Consider the following 14,234-nt stretch of genomic DNA (forward strand, 5'->3'; position numbering starts at 1 on the left):
CCGGCCGCCACCCCGGCGGATTTGGCTATAACTGGTAGAGCTACATATAGGCCCTACCGATACCCCATCTAGGTACTTGTCCGGCTAATCCCTCACCCATTTGCGCCGCATCCATCACCGAATGGCGGCGTTATCTGGAATATGACGAAGGCATCGGGGGGGCGGGGGTTCGCATCCGTCCCGAAGCGGTCGCACACGACTGCGCGGCGGCCCGCGCGGCTGGGCTCCTACATGTACGTGCCCGGGCAACCCGCCACCGGCCCCGCCAAGGGAGTTCTGGTGAAGGGCGGCCTTCCCGTCGCCCTCGAGGTGACCGAGGAGATCCTCCAGGAGTTCGTGGATGTGATGAACTCCCTGGAGGACGACGTCGCACAACGCTGGCCGAGCCAGGAGACGTGGCTCTGCGGCTCGCCCACAGGGTGAGTGGTCCACATCATGCATCAAGAGCATATGGGGTATCCGGAACCCTCCATGGGATATCCGGACGACTATCAGAGCGAGTATCAGGACGCCGAGGGATGGCATCCGGCATCCACCGAAGGTTTCTCCTCCCCTTTGATCCCGCCGGACTCCAGCTGGGATCCCGCGGAAGAGCTGGCCTTCATCCTGCAGGAGACCATCGAGCAGCAGCCGAGGATTCCGGCCGCGCGCGATGAGGACTTCTTCGCCCAACCACGCGTGAAGACTCCACGCGAAGCGCTCGCAGAGATGAGCGCGGAGTTGCCCCCGGTAAAGTCGCCTCCCCGAGGCCATCGAAGGGTCAGGGCACGGCAGCGCCCGAGCAAGATCCGGATCGCCAGTCACTTCATCGCCGTGGTGGTGACCTCCGTCGCGTCCGCGGTGAGCATCTTCGGCGGCCTGATCGCCTACGACCCGCTGCGCTTCGTGGCGATGTCGCGGATGCAGACCGACGTGGTCTCGTGGTGGCCGGTGCTCGTGTTCGGACCCTGGATGGTGGCGTCGCTCTCCATCGTCCGCGCCGCGCTGCACCAGCGCCGGGCGCTGCACTCCTGGTCCGTGCTCCTGGTGTTCTCGGCCATCGGGATGACGCTCTGCGTCGCCCAGGCGCCGAAGGACATCATCGGAGCCGCGGCCGCCGCCCTGCCGAGTCTGGCCTCCCTGGCCTGCTTCCAGCAGGTGGTGCGTCAGATCACCCTGACGAGACCGCCCCGGAAGGCCACGCCCCGGCACCGTACGAAGCTCGCCGAGGCGCCCGCCGGAAAGGGTGACCGGCAGGTCCGTACGCCACCCCGTACCAGGAGTGCCGAGTGAACAGTGTCGCCGCGGGCTTCCTGACTCTGCCCGACGTCTCCCGGCTCCTGCCCCGCCAGCAGATGGCCATCGACTGCGCGGTCTGCGCGCGCCCGCTCGGTGCCAACGGCCAGGTGATGGGCGACGTACTGCACCTCGGTTTCCTGTACCGGCTCTGGGTCTGCATGCGCGGCTGCGATGTGGGCGGGCCGGCTTCCGGCCACCAGGTCTCCCGGGGCCCGACCACCGCGGGGCCGGGGCTGCTGCTGTAGGCCTGCCGTGCGCGCAGAGGGGTCCGGGTGGTGCGGTCGACGACCGCACCACCCGGACCCTCTTACGTCAACCTCTCAGGCGGTCCGCGCCCTAGCCGGCGGTGGCGTCACCGCCGTTGCCTCCGGTGGCGTTCCCACCGGCATTGGTGGTGGCGTCACCACCGTTGCCGCCGGTCGCGTTGCCACCCTGGTTGGTGGTGGCGTTACCGCCGTTCCCACCGGTCGCATTGCCACCGGCATTGGTCGTGGCGTTACCGCCGTTGCCGCCGGTCGCGTTGCCACCCTTGTTGGTGGTCGCATTACCGCCGTTGCCGCCGGTCGCATTGCCACCCTTGTTGGTGGTCGCATTGCCGCCGTTCCCACCGGTGGCGTTCCCACCGCCGTTGGTCGTGGCGTTACCACCATTGCCGCCGGTCGCGTTGCCGCCACCATTGGTCGTGGCATTTCCGCCGTTACCACCCGTCGCATTTCCCGGGTTCTTCTTGTGATCCTTCTTGTGATGGTCCTTCTTGTGATGGTCCTTCTGGTCGTGGTTCTTGTGATGGACGACCATCGTCGTCACGGCCGAGTCGGGCATCGTGCCCGCCGAGGCGGCGGTGGCCGGGAGGATGATTCCACCGGCGACGACCACGGCCGAGGCGACGAGTGTCGAGAGACGGAAACCGCGCTTGGTGCGGATCTCCTGGGCGTTCTGAACGTTCTCGGTGTTGCGCTGCATGGTTATCTCCTACTTGCCGTCCGGGCCTTTTCGCTTTCCGGTCCTTCCGGTGCGGCCCGTGCTTCAAGTAGGCCGGAACGTGAAGGCGGGGTCACGTTCCGAGGACTCGGGACTTGACGAGGAGGAGGGCGACCGGGACTATGCCGGTTTCCCGAGGACCGGACCGGCCCAGGCGGGCGGCTCGGGCACCGGCGCGGCCACCGTCAGGGTCTCCGCGCCGAGGGTCCGCACCGGGTCCGCCGGGGCGTCCACGGCGGGGGCCGCCACATGGGCGTCCACCAGCGTCGGGGTACGGCCTCGCGGGCCGACCTCGCCGGTCGCGGTGCGCAGAGCGGCCACGAACTCCAGGCAGGAGCCGTGACGGTCGTCGGGGATCTTCGCCAGGGCCCGCCTGAGGACGTCGTCGGCGGCCCCCGGAAGGTCCGGCCGCCTGTCGCTGAGCGCGGGCGGTGGATCGTACTGGTGGGCCCAGAGCAGTTCGAGGTGGTCCTCGCGCTCGAAGGGCGGGACACCGGCCAGGATCTCGTGGACCACACACGCGAGGCTGTACAGGTCCGCCCTGCCGTCGACCGGGCGCCCGGCGATCCGCTCCGGCGCCACGTAGTCGAGGGTGCCGACGAACTCGCCCGCGGTGGTGAACCCGGTGAGCGACAGGGACTTCTTCGCCAGCCCGAAGTCGGTGAGGTAGACGTGCTCGGGGTGGTCGATGTCGATGCCCTTGGCCACCAGGACGTTGCCGGGCTTGACGTCCCGGTGCACCAGGTCGCGCGCGTGGGCCGCGTCGAGCGCGGACGCCAGCTGGGTCGCGATGCGCAGTGCGGCGGGCACCGGGAGCGGGCCCTCGCGGTCGATCAGGGCGCGCAGATCGAGACCGGAGACGAAGCACATGGCGATGTAGAGGATGCCGTCGGCCTCGCCGGCCTCGAAGACGGGGACGATGTTGGGGTGGTCGATGGCGGCGGCCACCCGCGACTCCTGGGCGAAACGGCGGCGGAAGGCGTCGTTTCGGGTGTACTCGGGGGCCAGCAGCTTCAGGGCGACCGTCCGGCCGAGGCGCAGATCCTTGGCGCAGTAGACGACGGCCATGCCGCCGCGACCGAGTTCGCGCTCGACCCGGTAGCCCGCGATCTCCGTCCCGATCAGACCGGAGGGCCGACCGCCCTGCCCATTCACGTCCGAATTCTACCGACTCGTCCCCGACGCCCGCCTGATCACACCGCCTGCCCGGACGGCACGACGGGTCCGCGCACGGGAGGACGGGGGCCCGCGCTCGGGGCGACGGCGGATGGGGCGAGGCAGCGACGGCAGGCTCATCGGGGACGGCGGCGGGCCCGCACTCGGGACGGCGGCAGACGAGGCCGGGCATCGACGGCAGGCCGGGCGAGGCACGACGACGCCCCCGATCACGGCGACAGACACGGGCGCGGCGCACGCGGCAGTACGCAGGGCCGCGCACTGGGGGGGCGACGCAGACCGGGCCAGGTCACGAAGGCAGGCGCCTCCGCACATGGTGGCAGGGCAAAGGCGCGGGCCCGTCCGCGGCATGGCGCGCGCCCGGTCAGGGCGCCGCTCGCGCGGCCGGAACGTGGCGAAGGCCCGGGGCCCCGTCGGGGTCCGGGCCTTCGCTCGTCCGGGAGCGTCCGTCACGCCGCTACCGGAACCTCCGGCGTCACACCGCTCGCGGCGGGTGCGAGCGCCAGTTCCAGGACCTGGCGGACGTCGGTCACGGCGTGGACGTCGAGCTTGTCCAGCACCTCGGCCGGGACGTCGTCCAGGTCGGGCTCGTTGCGCTTGGGGATGATCACGGTGGTCACCCCGGCGCGGTGGGCGGCGAGCAGCTTCTGCTTCACGCCGCCGATGGGCAGCACCCGGCCGGTCAGCGAGACCTCGCCGGTCATGGCCACGTCCGTGCGGACCAGCCGGCCGGACAGGAGCGACGCGAGGGCCGTCGTCATCGTGACGCCGGCGCTCGGGCCGTCCTTGGGGACCGCGCCCGCCGGGAAGTGGATGTGCACGCCCCGGTCCCGCAGGTCGCCCACGGGCAGTTCCAGTTCGGCGCCGTGGCTGCGCAGGAAGCTCAGCGCGATCTGCGCCGACTCCTTCATCACGTCGCCCAGCTGGCCGGTCAGGGTCAGCCCGGCCGCGCCCGTCTCCGGGTCGGCCAGGGAGGCCTCGACGAAGAGGACGTCACCGCCCGCGCCGGTCACCGCGAGGCCCGTCGCCACTCCGGGGACCGCCGTACGGCGCTCGGCCGGGTCCTGGGCGGACTCGGGCACATGGTGCGGGCGCCCGATCAGTCCGCGCAGATCCTCGTCCCGCACGGTGAACGGCAGCTCGCGCTCGCCGAGCTCGTGCTGGGCCGCGAGCTTGCGGAGCAGTCGCGCGATGGACCGCTCCAGGGTGCGCACGCCCGCCTCGCGGGTGTACTCGCCGGCGAGCCTGCGCAGCGCGCCCTCGTCGATCGTGACCTCGTCCGTGTTCAGGCCGGCCCGCTCCATCTGGCGCGGGAGCAGGTGGTCCCGGGCGATCACGATCTTCTCGTCCTCGGTGTAGCCGTCCAGGCGGACGATCTCCATACGGTCGGCGAGCGCCTCCGGGATGGCTTCCAGGACGTTGGCGGTGGCCAGGAAGACCACGTCCGACAGGTCGAGTTCGACCTCCAGGTAGTGGTCGCGGAAGGTGTGGTTCTGCGCCGGGTCCAGGACCTCCAGCAGGGCCGCGGCCGGGTCGCCGCGGAAGTCGGAGCCCACCTTGTCGATCTCGTCGAGGAGCACGACCGGGTTCATCGACCCGGCCTCCTTGATCGCGCGCACGATCCGGCCGGGCAGGGCACCGACGTACGTACGGCGGTGGCCGCGGACCTCGGCCTCGTCGCGGACGCCGCCGAGGGCGACCCGGACGAACTTGCGGCCCATGGCGTGCGCGACGGACTCACCGAGGCTGGTCTTGCCGACACCGGGGGGCCCGACGAGCGCGAGCACCGCGCCGCCGCGCCGGCCGCCGATGACGCCGAGGCCCCGGTCGCCGCGCCGCTTGCGCACCGCCAGGTACTCGGTGATGCGCTCCTTCACGTCCTCCAGGCCGGCGTGCTCGGCGTCGAGGATCGCCTTCGCGCCCTGGATGTCGTACGCGTCCTCGGTCCGCTCGCTCCACGGCATCTCCAGGACGGTGTCCAGCCAGGTGCGGATCCAGGAGCCCTCGGGCGACTGGTCGGAGGACCGCTCCAGCTTGTCGACCTCCTTGAGGGCGGCCTCGCGGACCTTCTCGGGCAGGTCGGCGGCCTCCACGCGGGCGCGGTAGTCGTCGGACTCCTCGCCCTCCTGTTCGCCGTTCAGTTCGCGCAGTTCCTTGCGGACGGCCTCCAGCTGACGGCGCAGCAGGAACTCGCGCTGCTGCTTGTCGACGCCTTCCTGGACGTCCTTGGCGATGGTCTCGGCCACGTCCTGCTCGGCGAGGTGGTCGCGGAGCTGCTGGGCGGCGAGCCTGAGGCGGGCCACCGGGTCGGCGGTCTCCAGCAGCTCGACCTTCTGCTCGGTGGTGAGGAACGGCGAGTAGCCGGAGTTGTCGGCGAGCGCGGAGACGCCGTCGATGGCCTGGACGCGGTCCACGACCTGCCAGGCGCCGCGCTTCTTCAGCCAGTTGGTGGCCAGCGCCTTGTACTCCTTGACGAGTTCGGCGACCTGGCCCGGCAGCGGGTCCGGCACGCTCTCGTCGATACGGGCGCCCTCGACCCAGAGCGCCGCGCCGGGGCCGGTGGTGCCGGCGCCGATGCGCACCCGGCTCCGGCCGCGGATCAGAGCCCCGGGGTCGCCGTCGGCCAGCCGGCCGACCTGCTCGACCGTGCCCAGCACGCCGGTCTTCGCGTACGTCCCGTCGATGCGCGGCACCAGCAGCACCCTGGGCTTCCCGGGCTCCGACCGGGCGGCGGCCTGGGCGGCCTCCACCGCGGCCCGTACCTCGGTGTCGCTCAGGTCCAGCGGAACCACCATCCCGGGCAGCACGACCTCGTCGTCGAGCGGCAGCACTGGCAGAACGAGCGTGAACGCCGTGGACTCAGCAGCCATGATGTCCCCTTAGGCAGTCAACTTGAGCTATGCCGACTCAACCGTTGGGCGTGGGCTGGTGTTCCCACAGCGGTGTTCGCTGTGGGCGATCACTGGGTGACGCAGGTGTTCTCGCAGGTCAGGTGCTGTCCAGGCGGCTGGGCCGACGGCGTCCGGCGGCGTACGAGAGGCCATGAGGCGACGCCGAGCGCGAGGGCGATCAGGTGGCCCCAGTTGGTCATCGGGTCCGTGAAGGCGACGAGGTCGTCGAGGAGCATGCCGCCCACCACGACGAGCAGGAGCCCGCGCAGCCACGGGGTGAGCAGTCCGGCCAGGGCGCCGATGCTGGTGGCCACGCCGAAGCTGATGCCGTAGTCGAGGCGGTGCAGCGAACTGTCCGGCAGGTGCCCGGACAGGACGGCCAGGCCCACCGGGACCTCCGTGGCGAGCGTGGCCAGGACGTGCCCGGCGAGGAACACGCAGGCCGCACGCGTGCCCCCGATCCGGCGCTCCAGTGCGGTGAGCACGAGCAGGAACGCCAGCGCGTACGGCGAGACGATCCCGCCCGCGATCCACAGCGCACTCGCCGGCAGCACCAGCAGGGGCGTGCGCACGAGGTGTGCCACGTCCGTGCTGGAGGCCTGGTGGACGGCGTGCACCAGCGCGGGGTCGGCCAGGGCCGCGAAGGCCGAGGTGGCGGCCAGAAGACAGGCGTAGGCGAAGGTGAACGGGGTGCCCGCCGGGGTGGGCAGCAGCAGCCACCACCGCGCGACCGCTGCGGCCGGACGCGTCGCGGCCGGCACCGGGGCGGGAGCCGTGGCACCGCGCTGACGCGGTATGCCGTCCAGCAACCGGACGACCGCGGGCGGGCCGACGGCGACGGCGCCGTCGGGAAGGGGCGTGCCCGGCGGGGGCGGGGACGCGGCCGTCGCAGGGCCCTTCGCGGTCCGTTCCACGGTGAGGCGCTCCTTCCGTCGCGCCCCACCCTTCGTGCTCCCCGGGCCGCTGTCTATGACCGACGCCACGCGAGAGCGGATTCACAGCAACCTCTCACGCTCCCGCCGCGTCCGCGTCCGCCGGCCGGGGCCGTCATCGGCAATTCCCGTGAACCTCGGGCCCCGTTCAAGCAGGATGGGCGTATGACAGCCGCGTACGACTCCCCCGTGGTCCTGGACCGGCGCGACGGCCCGTACGGCGAGGTGGTGCTCCGCAGACAGGGCGCGCTGCTCCAGATCATCGCCAACGGCTGTTTCCTGATGGACACCTCCGACGGCCGCTCGGAGCGACTGCTGGTCGACGCCGCGTACGGCGCGCTGGACGGGCGGCCGGCGCCGGAAGTGCTGATCGGCGGTCTGGGCGTGGGGTTCTCGCTCGCACACGCGGCCGCCGACGCGCGCTGGGGGCGGATCACCGTCGTGGAGCGGGAACCGGCCGTCATCGGCTGGCACCGCGACGGCCCGCTCGGCGAACTGTCCGCCGCCGCGCTCGCCGATCCGCGCACCGAGATCGTGGAAGCGGACCTCGTGAACTACGTCAATGAGACATCGGACACGTTCGACGCACTCTGTCTCGATATCGACAACGGGCCGGACTGGACGGTGACCGAGGACAACGACGGCCTGTACGCGTCGGCCGGACTCGCCGCCTGCGCAAGGGTGTTGAGACCCGGCGGCGTCCTCGCGGTGTGGTCGGCGAAACCCTCTCCGGAATTTGAAGGATCCTTGCGGAATGCCGGGTTCCAGCAGGTGCGTACCGAAGAGGTGCCCGTTGCCCGGGGCGTTCCGGACGCCGTTCACCTCGGCGTCCGCCCTGGATAGCGACAGCGCGGTGAGTCCCCGTAGGGTGCTGCCCTGACGCGCGGATCATTCAAGCGTCAATCGCAGACATGGGATCACCCCACGGATTCCGGAAAGCAACAACAGGGGCGGGCGATGGAGCAGACACACACCTCCCAGAGCGGCGCGGCGACGACCACCCCGGGTGCGCAGCGCCGGGTGCTGGTCGTCGAGGACGACACGACGATCGTCGACGCCATCGCGGCCCGGCTCCGCGCCGAGGGATTTCTCGTACAGACGGCGTCCGACGGTCCGGCCGCCGTCGACACGGCCGAGGCCTGGCAGCCCGACCTGCTGATCCTCGACATCATGCTGCCCGGCTTCGACGGCCTGGAGGTCTGCCGCCGCGTGCAGGCCCAGCGCCCGGTGCCGGTGCTGATGCTCACCGCGCGCGACGACGAGACCGACATGCTGGTCGGGCTCGGGGTCGGCGCCGACGACTACATGACCAAGCCGTTCTCGATGCGGGAGCTGGCGGCACGCGTGCACGTGCTGCTGCGCCGCGTGGAGCGGGCCGCGGTCGCCGCCTCGACGCCGCGCAGCGGGATCCTGCGGCTCGGCGAGCTGGAGATCGACCACGCGCAGCGCCGGGTGCGGGTGAAGGCCGAGGACGTGCATCTGACGCCCACCGAGTTCGACCTGCTGGTGTGCCTGGCCAACACCCCGCGCGCGGTGCTCTCCCGGGAGCAGCTGCTGGCCGAGGTCTGGGACTGGGCGGACGCCTCCGGCACCCGCACGGTCGACAGCCACATCAAGGCGCTGCGGCGGAAGATCGGCGCCGAGCGGATCCGCACAGTGCACGGCGTCGGTTACGCGCTGGAGACGCCGACTCCATGAGCGGTGACGGGCGCCAGGCCGCACGGAGGAGCCCCGGGGAGGAACCCTGGGGCGGCGTACGCCCGTTCTCGATCAAGACCAAGCTGGGCGCGCTGGTCGTCATCTCGGTCCTGATCACCACCGGTCTGTCGATGATCGCGGTGCACACCAAGACGGAGCTCCGCTTCATCACGGTCTTCTCGATGATCGCCACACTGCTGATAACGCAGTTCGTGGCCCATTCGCTCACCATGCCGCTGGACGAGATGAACACGGTCGCCCGTTCCATCTCCGAGGGCGACTACACGCGCCGCGTGAAGGACAACCGCCGGGACGAACTCGGCGACCTGGCCGGGACGATCAACGTCATGGCCGACGAGCTGGAGGCCCAGGACCGGCAGCGCAAGGAGCTCGTGGCGAACGTCTCGCACGAGCTGCGCACTCCGATCGCCGGCCTGCGCGCGGTGCTGGAGAACATCGTCGACGGGGTCACCCGGGCGGACCCGGAGACCATGCGCACGGCACTGAAGCAGACCGAGCGGCTGGGCCGGCTGGTGGAGACCCTGCTGGACCTCTCCCGCCTCGACAACGGCGTCGTCCCGCTGAAGCTGCGCCGCTTCGAGGTGTGGCCGTACCTGTCGGGCGTGCTGAAGGAGGCCAACATGGTCGCCTCGGCGCGGGCGGGCATCGCGTCCGGCTCGGGCAGCCACACCCGCACGGACGTCCATCTGCACCTCGACGTCTCCCCGCCGGAGCTGACCGCGCACGCGGATCCCGAGCGGATCCACCAGGTCGTCGCGAACCTGATCGACAACGCGGTCAAGCACAGCCCCCCGCACGGCCGCGTGACGGTGCGGGCGCGGCGCGGGCCGCGGCCGGAGTCGCTGGAGCTGGAGGTCCTGGACGAGGGCCCCGGCATCCCCAGGTCGGAGTGGCACCGGGTGTTCGAGCGGTTCAACCGCGGCGCGGTGACCCGGCCGCACGGCCCGGGCAGCGACGGCGGCACGGGGCTCGGTCTCGCGATCGCCCGCTGGGCGGTGGATCTGCACGGCGGCCGGATCGGTGTGGCCGAATCCGAGCGCGGCTGCCGGATCATCGTCACCCTCCCGGGACTGTCCTCCGCTTCAGGTTGACGTAAAGTTCGAACCGGAAGCACAAGATCCACGACGGTCGCCGCTGTTTCTCGCAGCTCGACACGTGTGATCAGGGGCAGGCCCGCGCCATCCGCCGTACCCAGGCGCCCCGGGCCTCGACCGGCGCACCCTCTCGCATCCGGAACCACGCTTGTTTCCCGCCATTTCAAGCCCTGAAACAAGATTTCTGATGTGACTTACGCGACGATGAACGGGCCCGACCTGACCTTCGCGGTCTTGGAGGCGTAGCCTTTATTCCCGCTGTCCATCACCTTGTGAAGCGGAAGAGGGCGGTTGCCGCCGTGTCGCCACAGTCCCCCAGTAACTCGAGCATCTCGACCGACGACCAAGCCGGGAAGAACCCCGCTGCCGCGTTCGGTCCGAACGAGTGGCTCGTCGACGAGATCTATCAGCAGTACCTCCAGGACCCGAACTCGGTAGACCGAGCCTGGTGGGACTTCTTCGCCGATTACAAGCCGGGTGCTCCTGCCACCCCGGCTCCGGCGGGTACTGCGGCCGCGGGGGCCGCAGCCACCACCGCAACGGCGCCGCAGGCCCAGCCCGCGGCTCCGGTCTCCCGGCCCGCGGCTCCGGCCCCCCAGGCCGCCGCCCCGGCCCCCGCGGCTCCACAGCCCCCGGCCGCTCCGGCCCCGGCTCCGGCTCCCGCCGCGAAGGCCGCTCCCGCCCCCGCCAAGCCGGCGCAGCCCGCACAGGCGCCCGCTCGGCCCGCGGCGCAGGCGGCCCCCGCCAAGGAGGCGCCCGAGGGTCCCGAGTTCGTGACGCTGCGTGGTCCGTCCGCGGCCGTCGCGAAGAACATGAACGCCTCACTGGAGCTGCCGACCGCCACCTCGGTCCGCGCGGTCCCGGTGAAGCTGCTGTTCGACAACCGGATCGTCATCAACAACCACCTGAAGCGCGCCCGGGGCGGGAAGATCTCCTTCACGCACCTGATCGGCTTCGCGATGGTGCAGGCCATCAAGGCCATGCCGTCGATGAACTACGCGTTCGGCGAGAAGGACGGCAAGCCGACCCTCGTCAAGCCGCCGCACGTCAACCTCGGCCTGGCCATCGACCTGGTCAAGCCGAACGGTGACCGCCAGCTCGTCGTGGCCGCCATCAAGAAGGCCGAGACGCTGAACTTCTTCGAGTTCTGGCAGGCCTACGAGGACATCGTCCGTCGCGCCCGCGACAACAAGCTGACGATGGACGACTTCACCGGCGTGACGGTCTCCCTGACCAACCCCGGCGGCCTCGGCACCGTCCACTCCGTGCCGCGTCTGATGCCCGGCCAGTCCGTGATCATGGGCGTCGGCTCCATGGACTACCCGGCGGAGTTCCAGGGCACCAGCCAGGACACCCTGAACAAGCTCGGCATCTCGAAGGTCATGACGCTCACGTCGACCTACGACCACCGGGTCATCCAGGGCGCCGCCTCCGGCGAGTTCCTGCGCCAGGTGGCGAACCTGCTGCTGGGCGAGAGCGGCTTCTACGACGACGTCTTCGAGTCGCTGCGCATCCCCTACGAGCCGGTCCGCTGGCTCAAGGACATCGACGCCTCGCACGACGACGACGTCACCAAGGCCGCCCGTGTCTTCGAGCTGATCCATTCCTACCGGGTCCGCGGCCACGTCATGGCCGACACCGACCCGCTGGAGTACAAGCAGCGCAAGCACCCCGACCTGGACATCACCGAGCACGGGCTCACCCTGTGGGACCTGGAGCGCGACTTCGCGGTCGGCGGTTTCGCCGGCAAGTCGCTGATGAAGCTGCGGGACATCCTCGGCGTGCTGCGCGACTCGTACTGCCGCACCACCGGCATCGAGTTCATGCACATCCAGGACCCCAAGCAGCGCAAGTGGATCCAGGACCGCGTGGAGCGCCCGCACTCCAAGATGGAGCGCGAGGAGCAGCTGCGCATCCTGCGCCGCCTGAACGCCGCGGAAGCCTTCGAGACCTTCCTGCAGACGAAGTACGTCGGCCAGAAGCGCTTCTCACTGGAGGGCGGCGAGTCCGTCATCCCGCTGCTCGACGCGGTGATCGACTCCGCCGCCGAGTCCCGCCTGGACGAGGTCGTCATCGGCATGGCCCACCGCGGCCGCCTGAACGTCCTCGCCAACATCGTCGGCAAGTCGTACGCGCAGATCTTCCGCGAGTTCGAGGGCAACCTCGACCCGAAGTCGATGCACGGCTCCGGCGACGTGAAGTACCACCTGGGCGCCGAGGGCACCTTCACCGGCCTGGACGGCGAGCAGATCAAGGTCTCGCTGGCCGCCAACCCGTCCCACCTGGAGACGGTCGACCCGGTCATCGAGGGCATCGCCCGCGCCAAGCAGGACATCATCAACAAGGGCGGCACGGACTTCACGGTCCTGCCGGTCGCGCTGCACGGCGACGCGGCCTTCGCGGGCCAGGGCGTGGTGGCCGAGACGCTGAACATGTCGCAGCTGCGCGGCTACCGCACCGGCGGCACGGTCCACATCGTCATCAACAACCAGGTCGGCTTCACCGCGGCGCCGGAGTCCTCGCGCTCGTCGATGTACGCCACCGACGTGGCCCGCATGATCGAGGCCCCGATCTTCCACGTGAACGGCGACGACCCGGAGGCCGTGGTGCGCGTCGCGCGTCTGGCCTTCGAGTTCCGTCAGGCGTTCAACAAGGACGTGGTGATCGACCTCATCTGCTACCGCCGCCGCGGTCACAACGAGTCGGACAACCCGGCCTTCACCCAGCCGCTGATGTACGACCTGATCGACAAGAAGCGCTCGGTGCGCAAGCTCTACACCGAGTCCCTGATCGGTCGCGGCGACATCACCCTGGAAGAGGCCGAGCAGGCCCTGCAGGACTACCAGGGCCAGCTGGAGAAGGTCTTCACGGAGGTCCGCGAGGCCACGTCCCAGCCGGCCTCCGGCCCGGTGTCGGACCCGCAGGCGGACTTCCCGGTCGCCGTGAACACCGCGATCTCCACGGAGGTCGTCAAGCGGATCGCCGAGTCGCAGGTCAACATCCCCGACACCTTCCACGTCCACCCGCGTCTGCTGCCGCAGCTGCAGCGGCGGGCGGCGATGGTCGAGGACGGCACGATCGACTGGGGCATGGGCGAGACCCTCGCGGTCGGCTCCCTCCTGCTGGAGGGCACCCCGGTCCGCCTGTCCGGCCAGGACTCCCAGCGGGGCACCTTCGGCCAGCGCCACGCGGTCCTCATCGACCGCGAGTCGGGCGAGGAGTTCACGCCGCTGATGTACCTCGCCGAGGAGCAGGCGCGCTACAACGTCTACAACTCGCTGCTCTCCGAGTACGCCGTCATGGGCTTCGAGTACGGCTACTCGCTGGCCCGCCCCGACGCGCTCGTCATGTGGGAGGCGCAGTTCGGCGACTTCGTCAACGGCGCCCAGACCGTGGTCGACGAGTACATCTCGGCCGCGGAGCAGAAGTGGGGCCAGACGTCCGGCGTCACCCTCCTCCTGCCGCACGGCTACGAGGGACAGGGCCCGGACCACTCCTCGGCCCGTGTCGAGCGCTTCCTCCAGCTCTGCGCCCAGAACAACATGACGGTCGCCATGCCGACCCTCCCGTCGAACTACTTCCACCTCCTGCGGTGGCAGGTGCACAACCCGCACCACAAGCCGCTGGTGGTCTTCACCCCGAAGTCGATGCTGCGCCTGAAGGCCGCCGCGTCGAAGACGGAGGAGTTCACGTCGGGTCAGTTCCGCCCCGTCATCGGCGACGCCACCGCGGATCCGGCGGCGGTCCGCAAGGTCGTCTTCGTGGCCGGCAAGCTGTACTACGACCTGGAGGCCGAGCGGGTCAAGCGCGGCGTCACGGACACGGCGATCATCCGCATCGAGCGGCTGTACCCGCTGCCGGGTGCCGAGATCCAGGCGGAGGTCAACAAGTACCCGAACGCCGAGAAGTACCTGTGGGCGCAGGAGGAGCCGGCGAACCAGGGTGCCTGGCCGTTCATCGCGCTCAACCTGATCGACCACCTGGACCTGGCGGTCGGCGCGGACATCCCGGCCGGCGAGCGGCTGCGGCGCATCTCGCGTCCGCACGGCTCGTCGCCGGCGGTGGGCTCGGCCAAGCGCCACCAGGCCGAGCAGGAGCAGCTGGTGCGTGAGGTGTTCGAGGCGTAGGCCTCCGGCGCCCGCCGACACCGAAGGGCCCGGTAC

The 14,234-nt window shown here is 70.6% G+C and carries 11 protein-coding genes; 7 read left to right on the plus strand and 4 right to left on the minus strand.

The features are described from left to right. Positions 1-141: 141 nt before the first annotated feature. Genes BLW57_RS13990 through BLW57_RS14000 form a run of 3 tightly spaced genes read left to right on the plus strand, consistent with a single transcriptional unit; the run spans position 142 to position 1,523 of the window. Positions 142-423: a hypothetical protein gene (locus BLW57_RS13990; protein WP_093474782.1), complete on the plus strand. Its 282-nt coding sequence runs from the start codon at positions 142-144 to the stop codon at positions 421-423. Positions 424-471: 48 nt separating this feature from the next. After that, positions 472-1,272: a DUF2637 domain-containing protein gene (locus BLW57_RS13995; RefSeq protein ID WP_093697513.1), complete on the plus strand. Its 801-nt coding sequence runs from the start codon at positions 472-474 to the stop codon at positions 1,270-1,272. After that, positions 1,269-1,523 carry a hypothetical protein gene (locus tag BLW57_RS14000; RefSeq protein WP_093474785.1) on the plus strand — a complete coding sequence of 85 codons (255 nt, stop codon included), beginning with the start codon at positions 1,269-1,271 and terminating at the stop codon, positions 1,521-1,523. The genes BLW57_RS13995 and BLW57_RS14000 overlap by 4 nt, the downstream gene beginning before the upstream one ends. Before the next feature lie 91 nt (positions 1,524-1,614). On the opposite strand, the gene BLW57_RS14005 is transcribed toward BLW57_RS14000, so the two are convergent. The 4 genes from BLW57_RS14005 to BLW57_RS14020 all read right to left on the minus strand — a co-directional run bounded on the left by BLW57_RS14005 (position 1,615) and on the right by BLW57_RS14020 (position 7,240). Then, positions 1,615-2,241, minus strand: a complete 627-nt coding sequence (locus tag BLW57_RS14005) for a hypothetical protein (protein ID WP_093474786.1) — start codon at positions 2,239-2,241, stop codon at positions 1,615-1,617. A gap of 138 nt (positions 2,242-2,379) precedes the next feature. Further along, positions 2,380-3,414 carry a serine/threonine-protein kinase gene (locus BLW57_RS14010; RefSeq protein WP_256339479.1) on the minus strand — a complete coding sequence of 345 codons (1,035 nt, stop codon included), beginning with the start codon at positions 3,412-3,414 and terminating at the stop codon, positions 2,380-2,382. A gap of 470 nt (positions 3,415-3,884) precedes the next feature. After that, positions 3,885-6,305 carry an endopeptidase La gene (gene lon, locus BLW57_RS14015; protein WP_093474788.1) on the minus strand — a complete coding sequence of 807 codons (2,421 nt, stop codon included), beginning with the start codon at positions 6,303-6,305 and terminating at the stop codon, positions 3,885-3,887. A gap of 89 nt (positions 6,306-6,394) precedes the next feature. After that, positions 6,395-7,240, minus strand: a complete 846-nt coding sequence (locus tag BLW57_RS14020; protein WP_093474789.1) for a rhomboid-like protein — start codon at positions 7,238-7,240, stop codon at positions 6,395-6,397. 183 nt (positions 7,241-7,423) lie between these two features. On the opposite strand from BLW57_RS14020, the gene BLW57_RS14025 reads away from it, so the two are divergent. From BLW57_RS14025 to BLW57_RS14040, 4 genes are all read left to right on the plus strand, one after another. Further along, positions 7,424-8,101 (plus strand): spermine/spermidine synthase domain-containing protein, encoded by a 678-nt coding sequence (locus tag BLW57_RS14025; protein WP_093474791.1) that lies wholly within the window; start codon positions 7,424-7,426, stop codon positions 8,099-8,101. Positions 8,102-8,215: 114 nt separating this feature from the next. Beyond that, positions 8,216-8,956, plus strand: a complete 741-nt coding sequence (locus BLW57_RS14030) for a response regulator transcription factor (protein ID WP_093474792.1) — start codon at positions 8,216-8,218, stop codon at positions 8,954-8,956. Further along, the gene (locus tag BLW57_RS14035) at positions 8,953-10,068 is read left to right on the plus strand and encodes a HAMP domain-containing sensor histidine kinase (RefSeq protein WP_093474794.1); all 1,116 of its coding nucleotides are present in this window, start codon (positions 8,953-8,955) and stop codon (positions 10,066-10,068) included. The genes BLW57_RS14030 and BLW57_RS14035 overlap by 4 nt, the downstream gene beginning before the upstream one ends. A 302-nt stretch (positions 10,069-10,370) precedes the next feature. Further along, on the plus strand, positions 10,371-14,198 hold the full coding sequence (locus tag BLW57_RS14040) for a multifunctional oxoglutarate decarboxylase/oxoglutarate dehydrogenase thiamine pyrophosphate-binding subunit/dihydrolipoyllysine-residue succinyltransferase subunit (RefSeq protein WP_093480689.1): 3,828 nt from the start codon (positions 10,371-10,373) through the stop codon (positions 14,196-14,198). Positions 14,199-14,234 lie beyond the last annotated feature (36 nt).

Source organism: Streptomyces sp. 1222.5, from assembly GCF_900105245.1.
GTDB classification, from domain to species: Bacteria; Actinomycetota; Actinomycetes; order Streptomycetales; family Streptomycetaceae; genus Streptomyces; species Streptomyces albidocamelliae.